Genomic DNA, 21,673 nt, shown 5'->3' with positions numbered 1-21,673 from the left:
TCAGTTTACGACCTTGTGTGCCGGACCGCCCGAGCGAAGCGAGTAGCTCGGGCATCAACTGACTAAAAAAATGGCCAATCCCCGCGAGTCAGAACTTCTCTACCCCATGGGCGACGCGCTGCCCGCTGCCGGCAGCGTGCTGGAGATCGCAGCCGGCGTGCGCTGGCTGCGCATGGGCCTGCCATTTGCGCTCGACCATATCAATTTGTGGTTGCTGCGGGACCACGTGGATGGTGTGGATGGCTGGGCCATCGTCGACTGCGGCGTCGCCAATGACGCTACCCGCGCCAACTGGGAGCAGGTATTCGCCAATCACTTGGAGGGGCTGCCCGTGTTGCGCGTGATCGTCACGCACTTTCACCCGGACCATATCGGACTGGCGGCTTGGCTGACCGAGAGGTGGAGCGGCCGCGCCGCAGGGCCGCCCCAAGGCGAGGCCAGCCCCGTCGGGGGGGGCGACGCGGCAAAGCCGGTGAGCTTGGGGGCGAACCGTGAATGCCGGCTATCCATCAGCGCAACCGACTTCAATCTTGCCCGGCTGGCCAGCGGCTCGACCGTGGGCATGGGCGGCGAGGCAGCGGCGAGCTTCTTTGCCAGCCACGGCCTGACGGACGAAGATTCACTCGCCAAGATTCGCGGCCGTGCCAGCTATTACCCCAGCATGGTGCCGGCCGTGCCGAGCAGCTTCCATCGACTGATGGATGGCCTGAGCATCAAAATCGGCGCTCACGACTGGGTCTGCCACACCGGTTACGGCCACGCGCCAGAGCACATCAGCCTGCATTGCCCGGATTTGGGTCTGCTGATTTCCGGCGATATGGTTTTGCCGCGCATTTCGACCAATGTCTCGGTCGTCGATGTGGAGCCGGAGGCCGACCCTTTGACGCTCTACCTGGCATCGCTGAAGCGCATGCTGGCCCTGCCGGCCGACACCTTGGTGCTGCCCTCGCATGGCAAACCCTTCACCGGCCTGCATGCCCGCATCGACCAGTTGGCCGAACACCACGCCGACCGCTTGGCCGAGGTGCAGCAAGCCTGCGCCGCCAAACCCTGCCATGCGGCCGAGTTGCTGGCCATGATGTTCAAGCGCAAGCTCGATCTGCACCAGACCACGTTTGCGATGGGCGAGTCGGTCGCGCATTTGAATGCGCTGTGGCTGAGTGGGCAACTGCGACGCAGCTTGGATGCGGACGGGATCTACCGCTTCAGCGCCGTCTGAACTGGTATCGCCGGCAGAGCGGCCAAAAAAAAACCGCCGCCGCTGAGCTTTTGACAGCTCGACGACGACGGGTTCTCGGCCCTTTTTATCGCATCCGACTCGAACCAGGCCTTTGCCATGGGTGTGGGCCTGTTGAAGATCAAAGGCCCTTCGAGCGAATCTGCGCCGGCGCAGACTCTTGATGCAGGTGATGACAGCTAATGCACACAGTTTGCTTGGCTAGCCACGAATCCACAATCCCCCTCTTTGGTGGGATAGACCAGCGTCTTTTGGTGCTTGCTAGGTATTCAGATATTGCGCCAACAGGCCAGGCGCGCCGCTACTCGGCAATGATGGACTCTTCGCGCAGCCGGCTGCGCGCTTGCTCGTAGCCGGGCAAGACCGAAGCGACCACCGCCCAAAAGCGTGCGCTGTGGTTCATTTCGCGCAGGTGGGCCAATTCATGGGCGACGACATAGTCAATGATGTCGGGCGCGAAATGAATCAGCCGCCAGTTCAGCCGGATGCTGCCGTCGGCGCTGGCGCTGCCCCAACGGGTTTGCGCCGAGCTCAGTCGCAGCTGCGTCATCTGAACCCCCAGTGCTGCAGCGAAATGTTGGCAGCGTGGCTCGAACGCGGCCCGCGCTTGTCGCTTAAGCCAAGCTTGCACGGCATCCCTGACCTGCTCTTGCGAAGCTGCCAGCGGCAGGCCCAGCTTGAGCAGCACGCCGGCTTCATCCAGCCGCACACCTCTGGCCTCAGGATCCAGGCGCAGCCAGATCAGCCGGCCCAAAAAATTGAAACTGCCGCCGTCGCGCCAGTCGATCCGGGCCGCTTCGACACGTCGCGCACGTTCGCGCTGCTCGACCAGCTTGCGCAAAATCCAGTCTGATTTTTGCAACAGCGCTCGCTCGATATCGGCATGCGGCAGCCATCGCGGCGCGCTGACGCGCAGCCCTTCACTGCCGATCACAAAGCCGATGCTGCGCCGGCGCGCGCGCCGCAATTCATAAGCGACGCGCTGCTCGCCGAGGTGCAACTCACACAAGGGACTGGCCTCGGTTTTGACGCGTGCCTGGGGGGCTGTGGGCGCGGGTGGCGAAGGCGGGGATGGCGGAGATGGCGCACCAAACAAAGACAGCTGCGGTGGTTCTTGCAACAGCTGAGCGAGGCGCTTGAGCATGGCGGTAAGTCGTCAGGGCTTGGCGGCGACCGTGGCCGCGTCGCTGGAGGCCTCTGGCGCATAGGCCTCGGGGTCCAAACGGCGCATTTCCGCTTCGATCCAGCCCTCCACCTCACGCATCAGCTCGGCCGACTCGCGGCCCACCGAGGCAATGGGCTTGCCAAAAGAGATATCGACGACGCCGGGGCGCAACAAAAAACTCTTGCGCGGCCAGCAGCGGGCCGAGGTCGCCGCGATCGGCACGATGGGCACGCCGGTGTCGATTGCCAAGCGGCTACCACCGGACTTGTACTCGCCTTTTTGGCCGCGCGCGATACGGGTGCCTTCGGGGAACATGATCACCCAATGCCCCATCGCCGCCAAACGCTTGCCCTGGGCTGCCACCTTCGCCCAGGCCTGTGCGCGTTTGCTGCGGTCGATATGGATCATGTCCATGCGGGCCATCGCCCAGCCGAAGAAGGGCACATACAGCAGCTCGCGCTTGAACACATAGGCCAGCGGGTGGGACATCAGCGCAGGGTAGGCAAAAGCCTCCCAGGTGCTTTGATGCTTGGACAAGAGAATCACTGCCGATTTGGTGTCGGCCTCGGCCGGCAGATTCTCCATACCGTGCAAGCGCCACTGCACGCCGCAGATATAGCGCGCGCCATAAATCGCCAGTCGCAGCCAGGCCGCGCAAGCCCAATAGACTCGGTCACCTTTGGCGACGATAGAAATCAGCAAAACCGCCGTCGCCCAGGGGATCACCGTGATGATCAGAAAAAGCACGAACAACAAGGAGCGCAGAGCAGATAAAAAGAGAGGCATCAGGTCAGGTCTCCAGGACCGGTATTCAGGGCTAGGGACTCGCCACGGGCATCGGCCTTGTTGCGGCGTTCGGTGTTGATCAGGCCTTCGGCAAAAGCACTCAGACTGTCATGCAACTTGGCGCCGGGCACCAAGTCCAGCAAGGCGGCCAGCTGGCTTTCATCAAGATCGCCCAAGCGGTCGCTACGCACCAAGTGCGGTATGCAGCCGGCCGCTTGTGCGGTTTTCAAATCGCGCAGTGAGGCGCCCACCATATGCACCTGGCCCAGATCAACGCCAAAGCGCTCGCCAATTTGCGTCAGCATCCCCGGCAGAGGTTTGCGGCAATCGCAACCCTCCTCCGGCGTGTGCGGGCAAAAGAAGGCTGCATCCAAGCGACCGCCCTTTTCGGCTAACAACTGATTCAGGCGGATGTGAATGGCCGTCAAAGAGGCCATGTCCAACAGGCCACGGCCGATACCGGGCTGGTTGGTGGCCAGCACGGTGTGCCAGCCCGCCTGATTGAGCCGCGCCACCGCTTCCAAGGCACCCGGCAGCGGGGTCAATTCCTCGACCACTTTGACATGGTCATCGCGGTATTGATTGAGCGTGCCGTCTCGCCCGAGGATGACGAGCTTCATGGTGTGGCTGTGGTCGGAGCGCATCAATCGTCCTTGTCGTGCTTCAGTGGCGGCTTCAGCTGGCCAGGCGAGACAGATCGGCGACCCGGTTCATCGCCTCGTGCAAGGTCTTCAGCAGGCCTAAGCGATTGGCGCGCAGGGCCGCGTCCTCGGCGTTCACCATCACGCCCTCAAAGAAGGCATCGACCGGCGCCCGCAGCGTCGCCAGCTCGCGCAGAGACGCTGCATATTCGCCGTTATGGAAGAAGGCATCGCTCAAGGCTTGCACCTGCGCCAAGGCGCCGGCCAGCTCCTTCTCGGCCGGCTCTTGCAGCAGCGCCGCATCCACGCGCGCCTCAACAGCCTGCTCGCTCTTCTTCAAGATATTGCCAATGCGCTTGTTGGCAGCAGCCAGCGAAGCGGCCTCGGGCAACGCGGCAAAAGCACGCACCGCGCCCAAGCGCGCTGACACATCGGCCAGGCGCTGCGGGCGCAAAGCCAGCACCGCGTCCACCTCTTGCGCGCTATAGCCCTGCTCGCGCAAGGAGCCAGACAGGCGGTCAAAGATGAATTCGCTCAAGGCCACGCTCGGGTCCTTGATCAAGGTGCCAAAAGCCGGCAGCGCCGCTGCGATCAAGGCATCCAGACTCAGGCCGGCAGCACGCTCGCTCAGCATGCGCACCAAGCCCAAGGCATGGCGGCGCAAGGCAAAGGGGTCTTTGTCGCCGGTCGGCAGCTGGCCGATGCCGAACATGCCGACCAGGGTCTCCAGCTTGTCGGCCAGCGCCACCACCAAACCAACCTCATTGCGAGGCAAATCGTCGCCGGCAAAGCGGGGCTTGTAATGGTCTTCAATCGCGAAAGCGACCGCCTCGCTCAAACCGTCATGGCGAGCGTAATAGCCGCCCATGATGCCTTGCAACTCGGGGAACTCACCGACCATATCGGTCAACAAATCAGACTTGGCCAGCTGCGCGGCCTGATCAACCTGCGCGGTCAGAGCACCGCCGCCCAACTGCGCGGCGATGGCACAGGCGATCGCACGTACACGCTCGACCCGGTCACCCTGGCTGCCCAACTTGCCGTGGTACACAACCTTGGCAAGGCCAGCCACCCGCGAGGCCAGCGTCTTCTTGCGGTCTTGATCGAAGAAGAACTTGGCATCGGCCAAGCGTGGGCGCACCACCCGCTCATTGCCCTGAATCACCGCGCTGGTGTCGCCGGGGCTGATATTGCTGACGACCAGGAACTGGTTGGTCAGCTTGTTCTCAGCGTCCAGCAGCGGGAAGTATTTCTGGTTCGCCTTCATGGTCAAAATCAAGCATTCCTGCGGCACCGCCAGGAACTCGGCCTCGAACAAGCAGCTCAGCACATTGGGGCGCTCGACCAAACCGGTCACCTCGTCCAGCAAGGCCTCGTCGCTAATCGGCTTCAGGCCCTGGCGCGCAGCGGCAGCGTCCAGCTGACGACTTATTTCAGCGCGGCGCTCGGCAAAGCCGGCGACCACGGCGCCCTGTTCGCGCAGCTGCGCGCTATAGCTGTCTGCGCTCTCAATCGTCAGGTTCTCAAGCTGGGACTCAAAGCGATGGCCACGTGTGCTGCGGCCCGAGCTCAGACCCAAAGCTTGAATCTCGACCACATCGCTGCCGTGCAAGGCCACGATGCCATGGGCCGGGCGCACAAATTTCACATCGGTCCAGCCGTCGCTGAGCTGATAAGTCATCACCTTGGGGATGGGCAGCTTGGCCAAGGTCTCATCCAAGGCCTTTTGCAAGCCCTCGGCCAAACTGGCGCCAGGCAGCAGCAGATCGAGGAACAAGGCCTCAGCCTTACCGTCCATCGCCCGCTTGAGCTGCGGCAAAGCAGAGGCATCGGCGCCCACGCTGGCGAGCTTCTTCAGCAGCGCCGGCGTCGCCTGACCATCCGCCGTCAAGGCCACGGCCACCGGCATCAGCTTTTGCTGCACGGCGCGATCGGCGGCCTTGGGCGACACATCGCTCAAATGCAGGCCAAGGCGGCGTGGCGAAGCAATGGCCGTGGCCACGGCCGCAGGCCCGACCAGACCTTGGGCCTTCAGGCTCTCGACCAACACGCTGGAAAAAGACTCGCCGAGCTTTTTAAGCGCCTTCGGCGGCAGCTCTTCGACGAACAACTCGATCAATAAATTCTGGTGGGCAGTCATGGCTCAGGCGGCTTTCTTTTCAATCTGCGCCAGCACTTCAGCGGCACGCTCTTTCAAGGCCATCGGGAAACCCAGACGGGCACGGCTGTCCAGATAGCCCTGTGCCACGGCTCGCGCCAGATTGCGGATCCGGCCGATATAGGCTGCACGTTCGGTCACGCTGATCGCGCCGCGCGCGTCCAGCAGGTTGAAGCTGTGGCCGGCCTTGAGCAACTGCTCATAGGCCGGCAGCGCCAGTTGCTGCTCCATCAGATGCTTGGATTGCTTCTCATGCGCCGCAAACGCGGTCAGCAGAAAATCGACGTCACTGTGCTCGAAGTTATAGGTCGATTGCTCGACTTCGTTCTGATGGAACACATCGCCGTATTTCAAGCCAGGCGTGTATTCGAGGTCATAGACCGACTCGACGCCCTGCAAATACATGGCCAGCCGCTCCAGACCGTAGGTGATCTCGCCAGTGATGGGCTTGCAGTCGATGCCTCCGACCTGCTGGAAGTAAGTGAACTGCGTCACCTCCATGCCGTTGAGCCAGACCTCCCAGCCCAGACCCCAACAACCCAGGGTCGGGTTTTCCCAGTCGTCTTCCACGAAACGCACATCGTTCTTCTTCAGATCGAAACCCAGCGCTTCCAAAGAGCCCAGATAGAGCTCCAAAATATTGGCCGGGGCCGGCTTGAGCACGACCTGGTACTGGTAGTAATGCTGCAGGCGGTTCGGGTTTTCGCCGTAGCGGCCATCCTTGGGCCGGCGGCTGGGCTGCACATAGGCGGCCTTCCAGGGCTCAGGGCCGATCGCACGCAAAAAAGTCGCGGTGTGGCTGGTGCCGGCGCCGACTTCCATATCGAAGGGTTGCAACAGTGCGCAGCCTTGCTTGGACCAGTAGTCCTGCAAGGTCAGAATGATTTGCTGGAAGCTCAGCATATTGTTTTCATAGCCGGTAATTGAGAAAAGCCGCCCGTGATGGACGGGTATTGCGCCCGATTCTACGAGGCGCGGCGACGCCAGCCCGCCAGGCCCAGCACGACAGCGATTGCAAGCCACAAAGGCCAAAGTCCAAAAGCCTGTAGCCAGCGCGCATAAGGCGTGCTGCCACTGCGGCCCTCGACCTCAGCCTCGAGCACACCGGCTGTGGCCGGCGCCAACCTTGCGGTGACGCGGCCGCGATGGTCCACCACGGCGGTCGCGCCGGTATTGGTGGAGCGCACCACCGGGCGCTGAAACTCCAGCGCGCGCATCTGCGAGAACTGCAGGTGCTGGTCTTGCACCATCAAGGTCCCGAACCAGGCCAGATTGCTGGCATTGACTAACACCGTGGCGGACTGCTCGCCCACCACACTGCTGACGAAGTCCTCACCGAACAGGTCTTCATAGCAAATCAGGGGCCGCAGCCGCTGACCCGCCACATCGAAGCTGCGCTGATGCTGGCCGCGCGCTTGGTCGTCCAAGGGAATTTGCAAAGCGCTCACAAACCAATGAAAGCCGGGCGGTATGAACTCGCCAAAGGGCAGCAAATGCCGCTTGCCGTAGTCATAAGCCTGCGGCCCGCCAAAACCCACCAGTGAGTTGACATAGCCCACCCGCTCATTGCCCAAGAAACTGCCCAGCAAGAGCGGCCGCTGCTGCGCCACCCGCTCCATGCGCTGGAGGAAGACGGCGTCCAGATAGTCCAGCGGCAGCGGCACCACCGACTCGGGCGTGACGATGACCTGGCCCTGCGCCGACTCGATCTGCAGCGCCAGTCGCTCCAGATTCGCGTCCATCAGTTCACGGTCAAATTTTTGATCCTGCCGCACATTGGGCTGCAACAGACTGACCCGCAAGTTGCCGGTGCTGACGCTGAAATCCTGCGGCAACTGCGTACCCACGGCCAGCACAAGCGCCATCAAAGCGACCGGCCGCCAGAGCTGTAGGCTCAAACCCGTTGAGGCCAAGCCAAGCGCCGCTGCGCTTAAGGCCGCCAGCGCCGTGATGCCGTAAACACCAACCCAAGGCGCCCAAGCCGCCAAGGGCCCGACCGTGTGGGCATAGCCGGAGGCCAACCAGGGAAAGCCGGTCAGCAGCGTCGCGCGGCCCAACTCGGCCAGCAGCCAGCAGGCCGCCCACACGCTGATGCGGCCGAATGGCCGCGCGCCCGCCGGCAAGAGCCAAGCGGCCAAGGCCATGGTGGCGGCGTAATAGCAGGCCAAAAACGCCGCCAACCCGAGCACAGCGATCGCGGCCAAGAGCCAGGGAAGATGGCCGAACTGATGCAGGCTGACATGGATCCACCAAACACCCGAGCCCAACCAAGCCAAGCCAAACAAGCCGCCCAGGCAGGCCGCCCGGCGCGGTGTCGCGCCCAGGGTGAGTCGCGCCAACAGTGCCAGCGCGAACAGCTGCAAGTACCAGGCCTCCAGCGGCGCGAAGGCGGCGGTGTGGGCCAAGCCGGCAAGCAGCGCCAGCGGGCCGGCAAATCTCAGGCGCATCGGCGGAGGGTCAAGCTGCAGGCTTGTCGGCGCGGGTGACCTTGAACCAGCGCACCGAGCCGCCCCGGGTCAACATCACCGAAAAGCGCAGACCGCCAACCTCGACGGCCTCACCGCGCCTGGGCACCCGGCCATGATGCTGGGCGATCAGTCCGCCGATGGTGTCAAAGTCCTCCTCAGAGAAGTTCACTTCGAATGACTGATTGACTGCCGCGATCGTGGTGTCACCGGCGACGCGCTGGCTGCCATCGGCCAAGGTGTAAATGCTGGATTCACCGTCCTTGTCGTCGAATTCATCCTCGATTTCGCCGACGATTTCTTCCAGCACATCCTCGATGGTGATCAGGCCGGCGTTGTTGCCGAACTCATCGACAACGATGGCCAGATGGTTGCGGTTGGAGCGAAAGTCGCGCAGCAACTCGTTCAAACCCTTGCTTTCCGGCACAAAACTGGCCGGCCGCAGCAACGCGCGCAAGTTCAGTTCAGGCGCCCGCTGAATTTTCAACAAGTCTTTGGCCAACAAGATGCCGATGATGTTGTCACGCTGACCATCAAACACGGGGAAGCGTGAATGGCCGGCTTCGATCACGCTGGCGAGCAGTTCTTCGTAAGGGGCGTCGATGTCCAGCAAGTCCATGCGGGGCGCGGCTACCATCGCGTCACCGGCGCTGAGCTCGGCCATGCGCAGCACGCCTTCGAGCATTTGCAGCGATTCCGGCTCGATCAACTCACGCTGCTCGGCCTCGGCCAGGGTCTCCATCAGTTCGGACTTGGAGTCCGGGCCGGGATGGAGAAACTCGAACATGCGCTCGAACAGATTGCGAGTCTGGCTGCGCGCGGAAGAAAGCGAAGGGCCGCCCCGAGCTTTCTTGCCCCCCTCGGGGGGCGGACGACGCACGTCGTCGGCCTGGGGGCGTTCAGACGCGGCATGTTTTTGGCCCCCTCGATGAGGAGGCTTTATAGGATGAGGGTCAGACACTGGGACGGGCGTGTCGTAGTTGCACAGGCTTGCAGAATAACCGATTGACATGACGAGCCTCTTGCATGACAGTCACCCGCCCCCATATTGCCGACTAGCGTCATTTACCTGAATTCCCTGCTTCCAAGCCCGCTCACCATGTCAAATCCACAAAAAGGTCTCATCCCCGTCACCATCCTGACGGGCTTCCTCGGCTCAGGCAAAACCACCTTGCTCAAGCGCATCTTGACCGAGGCCCATGGCCAGAAGATCGCCGTGATCGAAAATGAATTCGGCGAAGAAGACATCGACACCGAAATCCTCGTCGCCGACACCGAGGAGCAGATCATCCAGATGAATAACGGCTGCGTCTGCTGCACGATCCGCGAGGACTTGCGCACCACGCTGTCCGACCTGGCAGCCAAACGGCGCAAAGGCGAACTCAAATTTGAGCGCGTCGTCATTGAAACCACCGGCCTGGCTGACCCCGGCCCCGTGGCGCAGACCTTCTTCATGGACGACGAGATCGCCGAAAGCTATTTGCTCGACTCGATTCTGACCCTGGTCGACGCGGTGCACGCCGAAGAGCAACTCAATACCCGCCAGGAAGCACGCCGCCAGATCGGCTTTGCCGACCAGATCTTCATCAGCAAGGCTGATCTGGCGCTGCCGGAAGCCGTCGCGGCACTGTCGCACCGGATCAAGCACATGAACCCGCGTGCGCCGCAGCAGCAGGCTCATTTCGGCGAAGTGGCCTTGTCCAAGGTATTCGATCTGCGCGGCTTCAATCTGAATGCCAAGTTAGAGATCGACCCTGACTTCTTGACCATTGAGGCTCCGCATGACCACGACCACGACCATGAACATGGCGAGCATTGCGACCACCCGCACCACCATGTGCATGACGATGATGTGAAGTCCTTTGTCTTCAAGTCGGACAAGCCCTTCAACCCCGCCAAGTTGGAAGACTTTTTGGGCGCCATCGTGCAGGTCTACGGTCCCAAGATGCTGCGCTACAAAGGCGTGCTGTACATGAAAGGCACGGACAAGCGTGTGATTTTTCAGGGGGTCCATCAATTGATGGGCTCGGATCTGGGACCGAAATGGATGCCGGGTGAGAAAAAGGCGAGCAAAATGGTTTTCATCGGCATCGATCTGCCGAAAGAAATTTTGTTGCAAGGTATGGAAGGCTGTTTGGCCTGAGCGAAAGCGGTCAAACTTCGTAGATTGACATGCCGGGCGTCGCAGGTTCGTGACTACAATGCGCGGCGCCCAAAATGCGAACAAAGCTGGTCCCGATTGATATCTGGCTTGGTAGCTTCGAGAAGCTGCCGGTCAGGGATGTAAGTGCGAGGAGAGAACCGTGAGCAAGACCCAGGCCCCAAAACCCGCCGTTGCGACCGAGCTTGAGCCTACCCAGGCTGGAGCCGAGTCTCGTCCCGCCATCAAGGCAGGCAAGGCCTCATCCAAGGCCAAGACCGAGGCCGCCGATCAGCCCGCCCTTGCCAGCATCGAGGACAGCCCCCCGCCGACCGGAAACAGCCGCTTCGCTGACCGATTCGCCCCCCCGAAGCCGCCCACCAGACAGATGAATACGCCCGTGATTGAAAGCCCCCGCACCGCCGCCAAGTCCGACCCCAAGCTGGTCAACGCCTGGAAGTCCAAGACTGGCGCTGAATTGACCGATGCCGAAGTGCTGGCCATGCCAGAAACCGAGTACATGGGTCCCAAGCAGATCGAGTTTTTCCGCACCAAGCTGACCGAGTTGAAGAACGGCGTTTTGTCGAACGCCGGCGAAACCACCGAGCATCTGCGTGAAGACACCTCCATCGTGCCGGACCCGGCCGACCGCGCCACCATCGAAGAAGAGCATGCGCTGGAATTGCGCACGCGCGACCGCGAGCGCAAGCTGCTGAAGAAGATCATCCAGTCGCTGGCCCGCCTGGACAATGGCGAGTACGGCTATTGCGACGAGACCGGCGAGCCCATCGGCCTGGGCCGTTTGATCGCCCGCCCGACCGCCTCGCTGTCACTCGAAGCGCAGCAGCGCCGCGAGATGAAGCAAAAGATGTTCGGAGACTGATCAGCAATGCCGGGCCGCTCAGCTTGAGCGGCCTCGGGTCAGCGGCCCCAGTTCAAGTCCAAAGCAGGTTGCGCGCGCATGACAGAACCGAAAGACGGTGAAGGTTTTTTCCGCAAGGTCGCGCGCTTTGTGGCCAATCCGACCACCGAATGGGCCGAGATCAACTCTCGCCAAGACGACCCCGAAGGCGATCAGGCCAAGGCCGAGTTGCGCGCCATGGTGGATCGCAAGCGGCGCAACGACTTCGTCCGCAAACGCGAGCTTGATATGCTGCGGCGCATCCGCCGCGAGGGCTTGACGCCCGAGCAACTGGCGATCTTGGGCTCATCAAATTCTCGCTTGGACGAGGTTGAACGAATCAGCGAGCTGAACTCGAAAATCGATCTAGGCGTGAAGGCCAAGATCGACGAAATCGAGCAGCAAATGGCCGGCGAAGGTTATGTCACCACCGAGCCCCAGGTCCCGCATACCCAACGGTTTTACGAAACCAGCACCACGCCGGCGCATTTCGCCACCACCACCACGCCGGAGCCTGCTGCGCCGCGAGTGAGCGAATTCGCCTCGGCGGCGGAGATGGAACGCATGGACTCAGCGCCAGCGCAGGCCGCCCTTGTGATGGGCGCAGGCATGTCGCCACTGTCCGATGCCAAGGCCAGCGTCTTGCCGGCCATCAAAGATTTGCCGCCGCTGGAGATGACTTCCTCGGGCACGCTGGCATCTGCGACCGAAACGCCCAAAAAGGCCATGGAGTCAGTGAAGGCCGATACAGCCGCGCCGCCGCTCAGCTTCAGGGTCGCAGGGCAAGCGATGCCGGAGTTGCGCGAGGTGCAACATGATCCAGAGCTCGACGAGGCCGTGATTGCCTTCGCCAATGCCGACTACGAGACTTGCGAGAACGCCTTGAACAGCCTGGTGCGACCCGGCGGGCCGCGCAATCTGCAAGGTGAGACTTGGCTGGTCTTGTTTGACCTGTTCCGCGCCACCGGCCAACAAGCCAAGTTCGAAGCTTTGGCGCTGGACTATGCGCGACTGTTCGGCTTGTCTGCGCCGCAGTGGTATTCGATGCCCAAGCTGGCGGCCGAAGCGGCCCGGGCCGTACGTGCACCGATGGGCGCATCCGAAGGTGTCAGCTGGACCGCGCCCGAGTACCTGATCGCGGAATCGGTCCATCAACTCAGCAAGCGCTGCCAGAACATGCCCATGCCCTGGGTCCTGGACTGGGCTCCGTTGCAAAAATTGGACATTGAGGCCTGCGGCCTCTTGCGCGACTTGTTCCGCAGCTGGGCGCTGCAGCAGGTCGATATGCGCTGGTTGGCCGGAGACGCGTTCTTGCAACTGCTCAGCGAGATGGCCCCGGTCGGCATGCGGGATGCAGACCCCGCCCTGTGGATGCTGCGCCTTGAAGCCCTGCGCCTGGTCAACCGCCCAGACCAGTTCGATGAAGTCGCCATCGACTATTGCGTGACCTACGAGGTTTCACCGCCGAGCTGGGAGCGCAGCAATTGCCGGGTGCGTATCAGCAGTGCAGGCATGTCGACCATGGGCCCCGCGACAAACACGGTGTCCCTACAGCCCTCGACCCGCTTTATGGAAACCCAGATCAGCGAGTTGCCCCCCCTGCCCACCAGCCTCGAACTGGAATTGCATGGCCAACTCAGCGGCGACATCTCGGACACCTTGAGTTTGATGAGCGCCAAACTGGGCGCGGCGACCCAGATCAACATCAATTGCCCGAAGTTGATCCGCCTCGACTTCATGGCCGCCGGCGACTTGCTCAATTGGGTATTGAGCCGCCGCAGCGAGAACCGCAGCGTCAGCTTCACTGACGCGCATCGTTTGGTGGCCCTGTTCTTTGTCGCCATGGGCATCAACGAGCATGCCAAGATCAAGGTGCGCCAGCTGTAGAAGTTCTGGCTTGAACCCGGGCAGATTGGCCTCATCTGGAGCCGCTATGGACCAACAATCTCCCCTCTTTCACGGCACCACCATCATCAGTGTGCGGCGCCCGACGGCCAATGGCGGCATGCAGGTCGCCATTGGCGGCGATGGCCAGGTCACCCTGGGCACCATCGTCGTCAAGGCAAGCGCCCGCAAGGTACGCAAGCTGCACCGCGACCAGGTGCTGGCCGGTTTTGCGGGCGCTACCGCCGACGCTTTCACCTTGTTCGAACGCTTCGAAGCCAAGCTTGAAAAACATCAGGGCCATCTGACCCGCGCTGCCGTCGAGTTGACCAAGGATTGGCGCACCGACCGCGTGCTGCGCCGTTTGGAGGCGATGCTGGTCGTTGCCGACCGCAGCGCCTCCTTGATCATCACCGGCAACGGCGATGTGCTGGAGCCCGAGTTGGGCATCGCGGCAATCGGCTCCGGCGGCGCCTACGCGCAAGCCGCCGCCCGTGCGCTGCTCAAGCACAGCGAGTTAAGCGCCGCCGACATCGTCAAGCAATCGCTGGAAATTGCCGGCGATCTGTGCATTTACACCAATCAGAACCACACCATCGAGATTCTCGAATGAGCTCAATGACTCCTCAGGAGATCGTCTCCGAACTCGACCAGCACATCGTCGGCCAAAACGCGGCCAAACGCGCGGTGGCGATCGCGATGCGCAACCGCTGGCGTCGTCAGCAGGTCGATGAAAAGCTGCGGGCTGAGATCACGCCCAAGAACATCCTGATGATTGGCCCCACCGGCGTCGGCAAGACCGAGATCGCTCGCCGCCTGGCCAAGCTCGCCGGCGCACCCTTCATCAAGGTCGAAGCAACCAAGTTCACCGAGGTCGGCTATGTCGGCAAGGATGTTGACTCCATCATCCGTGACCTGATCGACATGGCCGTCAAGCAGGAACGCGAGCTGCAGATGAAACGCCAGCGTGTGAGAGCCGAAGACGCCGCTGAGGACCGCGTGCTGGACATCCTGGTGCCCGGCAGTTCAACCACAAACGAGGCAGACAACACCGCCCGCCAGATCATGCGCAAGCGCTTGCGCGAAGGCGCGATGGCCGACAAAGAGATCGAGATCGATCTCCTCGAGGCCAAGCCGACGATGGAAATCCTCGGCCCCATGGGCCAGCCCGGCATGGAAGAAATGGCCGAGCAGCTCAAGGGCATGTTCTCGCAAATGAGCGCGGGCAAGAAAAAGACTCGCAAGCTGAAGATCGCCGACGCGATCAAGCATCTGGTCGAAGAAGAAGCGGCCAAGCTACTGAACGAGGACGAGATCAAGGCCGCCGCGCTGCACAGCGCGCAGGAGATGGGCATCGTCTTCATCGACGAGATCGATAAGGTCTGCTCGCGCTCGGACTCTGGCTCCGCTGAGGTTTCACGTCAGGGCGTGCAGCGTGACCTGCTGCCGCTGGTCGAAGGCACGACAGTCAACACCAAATACGGCATGGTCAAGACCGACCATATGCTCTTCATCGCCTCTGGCGCATTCCACTTGAGCAAGCCAAGTGATCTGATCCCCGAGTTGCAGGGCCGCTTCCCGATCCGGGTCGAACTGAGTTCGCTGTCGGTCGACGACTTCGAGGCGATTCTGTGCAGCACCCATGCCAGCCTGGTCAAGCAATATCAGGCGCTGCTGGCGACCGAAAACGTGACGCTGGAGTTGAGCGCAGACGGCATTCGACGCCTGGCCGAGATCGCCTTCGAGGTCAACGAGCGCACCGAGAACATCGGTGCACGGCGGCTGGCCACGGTGATGGAGCGGCTGCTCGACGAAATCAGCTTCGATGCGCCCAATCTGGCCGGTCAGACGGTCAAACTGAGCGCAGCCGAGGTCGACGCCAAGTTGGGCGAGTTGGCGAAGAACGAGGATTTGTCGCGGTTTATTCTCTGAACCAAGCGCTGCGCGGCCGCCTGCTGGTCGGCCCGCCCCGTCTGCGGCGGGCCAGACTGCCAATCCACACCAGGCCGCCCAGCAGCATCAGCCAAGTACCGGGTTCAGGCACCGCCTGCGCCACAAATACTGCGCCGCCGGCCGCCGTAAAGCTGAAGCTCTGGAAGTGGTAGACATCCGAGCTGGCCGAGAAGCTAACCTTCTGGAACAGCGCATCGTCGAGCCCTGCGCCGCTGCTGCGGTGCAAGAAGTTATCGATCTGAAAGCCGCCGCTGCTCTGGAAGGCATTCGGATCGGTATTGCCCAAGAACTTGAAGCTGATCTGCAGCCCGCTCAGATCGATGGCAGCCGCATCGCCGAAGATCAGCTGGTCAATGTCAAAGCCGCCCGTCCCCTTGGCTTGCACCTCCAGCACCAAGCGCCCCCCGGCCTGGTTGGTGAACGAGCCGCCCAGCGTCAAGGTGCCGGGCGAATTGCCGGGGCTGAAGACGCCGCGATTGACGATGCTGCCCGCGTTCAAAAAACCGTTGCCGCCGACAAAGCCCTTGGCGCCAATCTCCAGCGTTGACGTGCTCAGCGTGCTGTCATTGACGATCAAAGTACCCACACCGCCGTCCACGCCCGGCATGCTGCCCACGCCCACGTAGCCGGCTTTCACCGAGGAGCCGCCGGCCAAGGTCATCACCCCGACCGAGCCGGTTAGGCGCCCGATATAGAGGACCCCGTCGCCGACATCGAGACTACTGCCGCCATCAAGGCTGGCGATGCCAACGCCGCTGCGGCCGACATTGACCGTCGCCAGTCCCGGCGCCGCTTCCAGCTTGATCTGCGAACCGCTGACCATGCTCAGACTGCCCGCGCCCTGATCCTGATGCTTGCTGCCGCCCAGCGTCATTGAAGCGCCTTGGGCGCCTGGATTTGAAATCAGCACCAGAGCGCCATTTGCGAGTTGCACTTGGCCGCTAGAGCCTGCACCCGCACCCACCACCAGCGCCGCATGGCTGTCGCTGCTGGTCCATTGCCCACTCAGATTGACTTGCGCCTTGTCCACCAGCAGGCTGCCGGTGCCGCCACCAGCGCCGACCTTCAAAACCGTGGTTTCTACTTGAGCTTGATCCAAGACCTGCATCTGGCCGAAACCGCCCTCGCCTTGGCCAAGGGCAATAAGAGCGTCGCTGCCTATGACTTGCAAGCGCGAATTGACACCATTCACCTGTGCCATGCCAGTGCTCACGCCCAAACCAACCGCTCGGCCGGCGCCCACCAGCAGAGTGGTCAGCCTAGGGTCTGCCACTGTAGAGACGGCGTCACCCTGCAACACCATACTGCCTCCGGCGGTGATGCTCAGACGCCCATCACCTCGGTAGCCAAATCTTGCATAGGGGTTGTACCCCTCTTCAGTGCCATCCGCCGAGATAGAGGACAGCGAATGCAGATGTATCTCGCTGCCGGCGCCGCTAATGTTGACGCTGCCCGAGCCAGGAGCAAGGCCATTGCTTCTGCCGAAGCCCACATCAAGAAATCCGCCGTGCCCACTGGAATCAAAAATCTTGGCCCCATGATTGACATTGATTTGCCCCTGACCCCCTTGCCCAATGCTGATGTAAGCATCCGCACCAAGCTCGAGTGCGGTGCCCGCGCCGTCGAGGGTCAAACTGCCCTGACCTTGATTCCATCCCAGAGTCAAGTCATTCAAGCCGGTCATACGAGCCCCGTCACTTAGCGTCATCGTCGCCCGGCCTTGATAGCTGCCCAGACCCAAAAATGAAAAGGAATCAGAAACGAAATCCAGGCTGGAGCCCTTGCCGCTGATATTGACTTGGGTGTCACCATTCATCGCAGACAAGTTCATGTAGGCGCCCATACCCATCGGCGCCAGCAGCTTCATCTTGCCGCCATCGCTGATGTTCAGATTGACGCTGGAATTCTTAGCATTCCAAACTTGCGTGTTGAAATAGGCATCCGTGTCGCCCCCAGTGATGGCCCAGGTGGACCCCTTCCCCTTGATGCTCAGATTCACCAAAGCACTTTCCGAGCCGGTCGCACCCAGGCTGAAGGTTCCTAGCCCGGCGCTGACATGATCGGTCTGCAACAACCCGCCGTCCAGAACCCTTACCGTCGCCACCGTGGCACCGCCCGGCGTGCCCTCGGTCCAGCCATCAAACGGCGGCAGCGCCAACTCGGCCCGTCCCACTTGAAAATGGCCCAGAAAGCTCGCCTTCGAGCCCGCGCCGGTCACCGTCAAGCTGGCGTTAGCGCCCGCATTGGCGCCGACCAGCGTCGCGCACCAGACGCCGCCATTGCAAGCACTCGCGTTGAGCTTGCCATCCAACTCGCCGCCCGCGGCCACCGTCACCGAGCCGGTGCCCAAGTACAGCCTATGCGTGTTCACGGCCGCCAACTCCAATTTGGACCCGGCGCCGCTGATGTTCAGCGTACCTTGGCTGCCCGGCGCCATGCCGAGTTCAATATTGCCCGTGCTGACCAAGCCGCAGCCACTGACAGACAACTGACCCAGCCCACGCTCACCAACGCGCAGCGTCGATTGACCATCCATCAGCGTCAGGCGCGAACCTACGCCGTCGACGAACACATCGCCGCGCCCCTGCTCGCCGCCCGCGCCAGCAGGCCCGCCCACATTCAAGGAACGCGCACCGCTGACCTGCCCACCCGACAAGACCTTCAGCACACCTTGCCCGCTATTGCCGCCGATCTGCATATGGCTATCGGCAAGGCCAAGCAGGCTCGCCGTCGCCCCGTTTTGCACCGTCAACGTCGCCTTGCCTCCAGCACTGCTGGCAATCGAGATGTTGGCCCTTTCCCCCTTCAGGTTCAATGCCGAGCCGGTGTCGCTGATCAATAAATCGGTCTGGCCGCCGCCGTCACTGAGATTGAGACTCGCGTTGCGTCCGGCCGGCGCGTCCAGCAAGAGCTGCCCGCCTTGCAGGATCTGCCAATCGGCGCTGGCACGGGCATGGCTGCCAGTGCCGACCCAGGCATCGCGGCCGTCTTGCTCGCTGCCATTGACTCGCCATAAGGAGCCGGCGCCGCTTACCAGCAGCGAAGAAACGCTGCGCTCGCCCCCCGTCGCGGCCGGCTGGCCTATCCAGCCGCCAACATGGACAGTGTCAGATTCAAGCTGGGCGCCATCCAGGACCCTGACGCTCGCATGTGTAACGCCACCGGGCGTGCCATTGGTCCAGCCGTCGGACGCCTGGGCCCAGACATAGATATTGCCGATCTGCAAGTCATTGATAAAGCTGGCGCGCGAGCCCGCGCCGGTCACGGTGAACTTGGCGTCACTGCCGGCCGTTTGGCCAATGATGGAGCCGCACCACTGTCCTTTGCACGCCACCGCATTGCCGCTCGCTTCCAGCAGCGCGCCGCCGGACACCTCCATGATGCCCTGCCCCCAGTCGCCGACCATCAGCCGGTGCATGCCGACGGCGTCGAGCTTGATCTGGCTACCAGCGCCCGTCAGCAGCAGCTTGCCATTGCCTTGGCGGGATGCAATATTGAGTTGCCCGGCCGCCAGCGTGGCACCGTCCAAGACCTGCACGTCGCCCGTTGCGGCATTCCCGATGGTGATGCCGGACGAACTGGCAAAACTTGCCGTGCTTTTCGGCCCGGTAACGATGAATTTGCCATCACCACCGTTCAAGCCCACTTGTACCCACCGCGCCGTGCTGCTCAGCGTGCCGCCGTTCTCGATGCTCAGCACGCCTGCGCCGCCGCCTTCGGCGATATGAAGAAAACCACGGTCGGCGTCACCGCTCAGCGTGAGCTGCGAGTCCTTGCCAGTGACCGTCAAGGTAGCGGTGCCGCCATTGCCGACACGCATGCCGTAATTGCGACCAGCCACCGATTCAATGTCCAGCCGTCCACCATCGCTCATGGAGACGTCGGCATTGCTGCGCGAGCCGTTGGCCATATTGAACCATGCCTCGCGGCCATCAGCCGTGCCGCCCGTCACATGCCAGCGCGAGTCTGATCCTTGGATCTTCACCGCGGCAAAGCTGCGCTCGGTGCCCAGCGAAGCTGGGCCGAGATAACTATTGCCCAGCGATGCCTCATCGGTCGTCAGCACGCCGCCGTTCAAGATACTCACATGGCCATGAACATCTGCTCCGGGCACTCCAAAGCCCTTATCGGCGTAGATGTTGCCGACGCTGAAGCTGCCCAGCAAGCTGACCTGGCTGCCCGCACCGGTGATGTTCAAGATACCGGTCGAGCCGGCCGTGCTGCCGACCTGGTTGTAGCACCCCCCAAGCGCGCAGGCCGCACTGTTGACCCTGCCGGCTACGACCGCCCCACCCGAGACCGTCAGTTCGGCCGATCCAAAGTGGCCCACGTCCAAGCGCCCTTGATTGGCGCCGAAATGCAGTTCAACCCGCGTGCCTATGCCGTCGATCAAGCCGCTCGCCGAGCCCCCGGCTGACGCCAACGCCAAACCACCCAGTTTGACCTGCGACCCGGCCGTTGCTGAAAAACTGCCCGCAGCACCGGAACCGATGACCAACCAACTATTGGTCAAATCAATATCGCCCGGCCCCAAAACGATCGGGTCCCAGGGCACCAACCAATACGGCCCCGTCACCGTCACCGCCGCCTGCGCGGCAGGGCCGCTCAGCAATAAAACCGCCGCGTGAGTCAGCGCGAGGCACAGGCGCTTGGGATTCAGGTCTTGGCGAACTGCCGGTGTCTTCAGTGCATGCATAGCAACTCCTAGGTGTTTGATTCAGCGGCCTTTGTACCGAGGCGAGGAGGATTTGCGCTCCACAAACTTGATGATCGATGCCAACCTAGGGGGGTGCGCTGCGAAACTGCGAAGCTGCGGACGACAAGCGCGAACTTGTCCCAAGTCAAGGGTCGCACACCACTTTGAAGTAGGCTAGCGCCATGCCTCACCGTCTAAGCACCCGCAGTTGGGGGCTGGCCCGCCCGCCTGCCATGAATGCCGCCGCTCTGCGCACTGAAAAGCGCTGGCGCTGGCCGGTCTTGATTGGCCTGCTATGCACCATTCCGGCCTTCTACATCGAGCTGCTTGAGAACCTGCCGACGCCGCTGGCCGTGGCCATCTATTTGGGCGCGGCCGGGCTGATCGTGCTGTCACTGAGCCTGGTGGCCAGCCAACTCAGCCATCCCCGCCAATACCTGCGGAGCAATGCGATGGATCTGGTGCTGGCCGTCGGCTTGGTCGCTGCCGCGCTCCTGCCGCCCAGTGTGCATTCGCAGCTGGCACTGGGCCTGCGCCTATTCGTCGCCATGCTGACCCTGGTGCATATGGCCTGGGCGATCAAATTCTGGGTCACGCGCGGGGGGCTGGGCTATTTGCTGGCGCTGGCGATGCTGGTGCTGTTTTTTTGCGGCGTCGGTTTCTGGGCCTTGGAGCCGCGCGTACACAGCCTCGGCGATGGGCTTTGGCTGGCCTTTACGACCGCCGCAACAGTGGGTTATGGCGACATCGTGCCGACCACGCCGGCTGCCAAGATTTTCTCGGTCTTTGTCGTGTTGCTGGGTTATGCAGTGCTGTCGCTGGTGACGGCAGCGATCGCGTCTTTCTGGGTCGAAAGCTCGGAGCGCCGCATGGAGCAAGACATCCTCAGAGATATGCACGCACAGCTGCGCAGCGTGCATGAGGAGTTGGCGGCGCTAAAGCAAGAGCTGCGCCGCATCGAGCGCGAATAGTCCCCCCAGGACCAAGGAATCGATCCATCCATGCGGTTTGCTGCAAAGGGGATGACGCTCGCGGGCGGGCTTGCGCCCGCGAAACAAGGACTCACCGACCGATCAAGGTCACGGCAGCAATTCTTCCCTGCCCTTGCTGAGTCATTGCGGTTTCGGACCTGCCTATATCGTCCTCGACAAACTGGAGGATAAAGGCATATTTTTCGACCACGCCGGGCGTACCCTCGCAGTGCAAGCGCCTCACAGCTTTTTTGACCGGCTTCGATGCATCAATGTCGCCAAACGGCGCCTTGACTTCGCTGATCTGATTGCCGGCGATCTTGAAATCAATACGAGTTGCAGGCAAGTCACCGTACCGCCATGCCATTCCTTGCAATGACTCTTGCAGTTCAGCCGCGATGCCTGGGCAAACTTGGCTGACATTGAACTTCACCAAGGGTGTATGGGCGGCGCCGCTCACGTCGACCCGGCCCAAATCCGCTGGCGTTGCGGTCTGCGCCAGAGCCAGCGAGGAAACTAAGGGCAATGCAAGTCCCAGCAATATGCGTGCGGGGTAATTTGACAGCTTGTTCATGACATTCTCCTGTGGATTGACGAGTCGGCCCTACAGAACGCTGCGCTTGCACACAGTGCTTCTGTCAGACCCAAAACAAGCGTAGTCAACGCAGGGATAAAG

Annotated in this window: 16 protein-coding genes; 7 read left to right on the top strand and 9 right to left on the bottom strand. The window is 62.1% G+C overall.

What is annotated here, in order from left to right:
- Positions 1–70 precede the first annotated feature (70 nt).
- On the top strand, positions 71–1,219 hold the full coding sequence (locus tag PRZ03_RS21350) for an MBL fold metallo-hydrolase (protein WP_273602166.1): 1,149 nt from the start codon (positions 71–73) through the stop codon (positions 1,217–1,219).
- Between the two features lie 319 nt (positions 1,220–1,538).
- On the opposite strand, the gene PRZ03_RS21345 is transcribed toward PRZ03_RS21350, so the two are convergent.
- From PRZ03_RS21345 to PRZ03_RS21315, 7 genes are all read right to left on the bottom strand, one after another.
- A complete protein-coding gene (locus PRZ03_RS21345; RefSeq protein WP_273602165.1) occupies positions 1,539–2,381 on the bottom strand; it encodes a M48 family metallopeptidase in 843 nt (280 codons plus the stop codon).
- A gap of 12 nt (positions 2,382–2,393) precedes the next feature.
- Entirely contained in the window at positions 2,394–3,188 is a 795-nt protein-coding gene (locus PRZ03_RS21340) for a lysophospholipid acyltransferase family protein (RefSeq protein ID WP_263534442.1), read from the bottom strand.
- Positions 3,188–3,808 (bottom strand): D-glycero-beta-D-manno-heptose 1,7-bisphosphate 7-phosphatase, encoded by a 621-nt coding sequence (gmhB, locus tag PRZ03_RS21335; RefSeq protein WP_263534441.1) that lies wholly within the window; start codon positions 3,806–3,808, stop codon positions 3,188–3,190. Before gmhB ends, PRZ03_RS21340 begins: the two co-directional genes overlap by 1 nt.
- Positions 3,809–3,863: 55 nt before the next feature.
- A complete protein-coding gene (glyS, locus tag PRZ03_RS21330; RefSeq protein ID WP_273602164.1) occupies positions 3,864–5,969 on the bottom strand; it encodes a glycine--tRNA ligase subunit beta in 2,106 nt (701 codons plus the stop codon).
- A 3-nt stretch (positions 5,970–5,972) separates the two neighbouring features.
- Positions 5,973–6,890 carry a glycine--tRNA ligase subunit alpha gene (gene glyQ / locus PRZ03_RS21325; RefSeq protein WP_263534439.1) on the bottom strand — a complete coding sequence of 306 codons (918 nt, stop codon included), beginning with the start codon at positions 6,888–6,890 and terminating at the stop codon, positions 5,973–5,975.
- 62 nt (positions 6,891–6,952) lie between these two features.
- Complete coding sequence (gene lnt, locus PRZ03_RS21320) at positions 6,953–8,434, bottom strand: apolipoprotein N-acyltransferase (RefSeq protein WP_273602163.1); 1,482 nt, start codon at positions 8,432–8,434, stop codon at positions 6,953–6,955.
- A 10-nt stretch (positions 8,435–8,444) separates the two neighbouring features.
- The gene (locus tag PRZ03_RS21315) at positions 8,445–9,239 is read right to left on the bottom strand and encodes an HlyC/CorC family transporter (RefSeq protein WP_409993983.1); all 795 of its coding nucleotides are present in this window, start codon (positions 9,237–9,239) and stop codon (positions 8,445–8,447) included.
- 312 nt (positions 9,240–9,551) lie between these two features.
- Here PRZ03_RS21315 and PRZ03_RS21310 point away from each other — a divergent pair, with 312 nt between their 5' ends.
- The 5 genes from PRZ03_RS21310 (at position 9,552) to hslU (ending at position 15,309) form a co-directional block, all read left to right on the top strand.
- Complete coding sequence (locus PRZ03_RS21310; RefSeq protein WP_273602162.1) at positions 9,552–10,595, top strand: CobW family GTP-binding protein; 1,044 nt, start codon at positions 9,552–9,554, stop codon at positions 10,593–10,595.
- 160 nt (positions 10,596–10,755) lie between these two features.
- Complete coding sequence (dksA, locus tag PRZ03_RS21305) at positions 10,756–11,475, top strand: RNA polymerase-binding protein DksA (RefSeq protein WP_263534436.1); 720 nt, start codon at positions 10,756–10,758, stop codon at positions 11,473–11,475.
- Positions 11,476–11,553: 78 nt separating this feature from the next.
- Positions 11,554–13,380 (top strand): hypothetical protein, encoded by a 1,827-nt coding sequence (locus PRZ03_RS21300; RefSeq protein ID WP_273602161.1) that lies wholly within the window; start codon positions 11,554–11,556, stop codon positions 13,378–13,380.
- A gap of 46 nt (positions 13,381–13,426) precedes the next feature.
- Entirely contained in the window at positions 13,427–13,990 is a 564-nt protein-coding gene (hslV, locus tag PRZ03_RS21295) for an ATP-dependent protease subunit HslV (RefSeq protein WP_273602160.1), read from the top strand.
- Complete coding sequence (gene hslU / locus PRZ03_RS21290; protein ID WP_273602159.1) at positions 13,987–15,309, top strand: ATP-dependent protease ATPase subunit HslU; 1,323 nt, start codon at positions 13,987–13,989, stop codon at positions 15,307–15,309. Before hslV ends, hslU begins: the two co-directional genes overlap by 4 nt.
- On the opposite strand, the gene PRZ03_RS21285 is transcribed toward hslU, so the two are convergent.
- Positions 15,299–20,026 carry a beta strand repeat-containing protein gene (locus tag PRZ03_RS21285; protein WP_273602158.1) on the bottom strand — a complete coding sequence of 1,576 codons (4,728 nt, stop codon included), beginning with the start codon at positions 20,024–20,026 and terminating at the stop codon, positions 15,299–15,301. The genes hslU and PRZ03_RS21285 overlap by 11 nt on opposite strands.
- A gap of 182 nt (positions 20,027–20,208) precedes the next feature.
- On the opposite strand from PRZ03_RS21285, the gene PRZ03_RS21280 reads away from it, so the two are divergent.
- Positions 20,209–20,997, top strand: coding sequence for a potassium channel family protein (locus PRZ03_RS21280; RefSeq protein ID WP_273602157.1), 789 nt, complete (start codon positions 20,209–20,211; stop codon positions 20,995–20,997).
- 91 nt (positions 20,998–21,088) lie between these two features.
- Here the strand turns inward: PRZ03_RS21280 and PRZ03_RS21275 are convergent, their stop codons facing one another.
- The gene (locus PRZ03_RS21275; RefSeq protein WP_273602156.1) at positions 21,089–21,571 is read right to left on the bottom strand and encodes a hypothetical protein; all 483 of its coding nucleotides are present in this window, start codon (positions 21,569–21,571) and stop codon (positions 21,089–21,091) included.
- Between the last annotated feature and the right edge of the window lie 102 nt (positions 21,572–21,673).

It is taken from the genome of Roseateles albus, from assembly GCF_028595345.1.
GTDB classification, from domain to species: domain Bacteria; phylum Pseudomonadota; class Gammaproteobacteria; order Burkholderiales; family Burkholderiaceae_C; genus Paucibacter_A; species Paucibacter_A albus.
Note: the sequence above shows the minus strand (reverse complement) of the source record. Positions and strands in the feature narration are given on the sequence as shown.

What these genes read in the sequence shown, in the direction of transcription:
- hslU (WP_273602159.1), top strand. Translation starts at nt 13,987, where the DNA reads ATGAGCTCAATGACTCCTCAGGAGATCGTCTCCGAACTCGACCAGCAC.
- lnt (WP_273602163.1), bottom strand. Translation starts at nt 8,434, where the DNA reads ATGCGCCTGAGATTTGCCGGCCCGCTGGCGCTGCTTGCCGGCTTGGCC.
- PRZ03_RS21340 (WP_263534442.1), bottom strand. Translation starts at nt 3,188, where the DNA reads ATGCCTCTCTTTTTATCTGCTCTGCGCTCCTTGTTGTTCGTGCTTTTT.
- PRZ03_RS21315 (WP_409993983.1), bottom strand. Translation starts at nt 9,239, where the DNA reads ATGTTCGAGTTTCTCCATCCCGGCCCGGACTCCAAGTCCGAACTGATG.
- PRZ03_RS21275 (WP_273602156.1), bottom strand. Translation starts at nt 21,571, where the DNA reads ATGAACAAGCTGTCAAATTACCCCGCACGCATATTGCTGGGACTTGCA.
- hslV (WP_273602160.1), top strand. Translation starts at nt 13,427, where the DNA reads ATGGACCAACAATCTCCCCTCTTTCACGGCACCACCATCATCAGTGTG.
- PRZ03_RS21310 (WP_273602162.1), top strand. Translation starts at nt 9,552, where the DNA reads ATGTCAAATCCACAAAAAGGTCTCATCCCCGTCACCATCCTGACGGGC.
- glyS (WP_273602164.1), bottom strand. Translation starts at nt 5,969, where the DNA reads ATGACTGCCCACCAGAATTTATTGATCGAGTTGTTCGTCGAAGAGCTG.
- PRZ03_RS21285 (WP_273602158.1), bottom strand. Translation starts at nt 20,026, where the DNA reads ATGCATGCACTGAAGACACCGGCAGTTCGCCAAGACCTGAATCCCAAG.
- PRZ03_RS21345 (WP_273602165.1), bottom strand. Translation starts at nt 2,381, where the DNA reads ATGCTCAAGCGCCTCGCTCAGCTGTTGCAAGAACCACCGCAGCTGTCT.
- glyQ (WP_263534439.1), bottom strand. Translation starts at nt 6,890, where the DNA reads ATGCTGAGCTTCCAGCAAATCATTCTGACCTTGCAGGACTACTGGTCC.
- PRZ03_RS21350 (WP_273602166.1), top strand. Translation starts at nt 71, where the DNA reads ATGGCCAATCCCCGCGAGTCAGAACTTCTCTACCCCATGGGCGACGCG.
- PRZ03_RS21300 (WP_273602161.1), top strand. Translation starts at nt 11,554, where the DNA reads ATGACAGAACCGAAAGACGGTGAAGGTTTTTTCCGCAAGGTCGCGCGC.
- gmhB (WP_263534441.1), bottom strand. Translation starts at nt 3,808, where the DNA reads ATGAAGCTCGTCATCCTCGGGCGAGACGGCACGCTCAATCAATACCGC.
- PRZ03_RS21280 (WP_273602157.1), top strand. Translation starts at nt 20,209, where the DNA reads ATGCCTCACCGTCTAAGCACCCGCAGTTGGGGGCTGGCCCGCCCGCCT.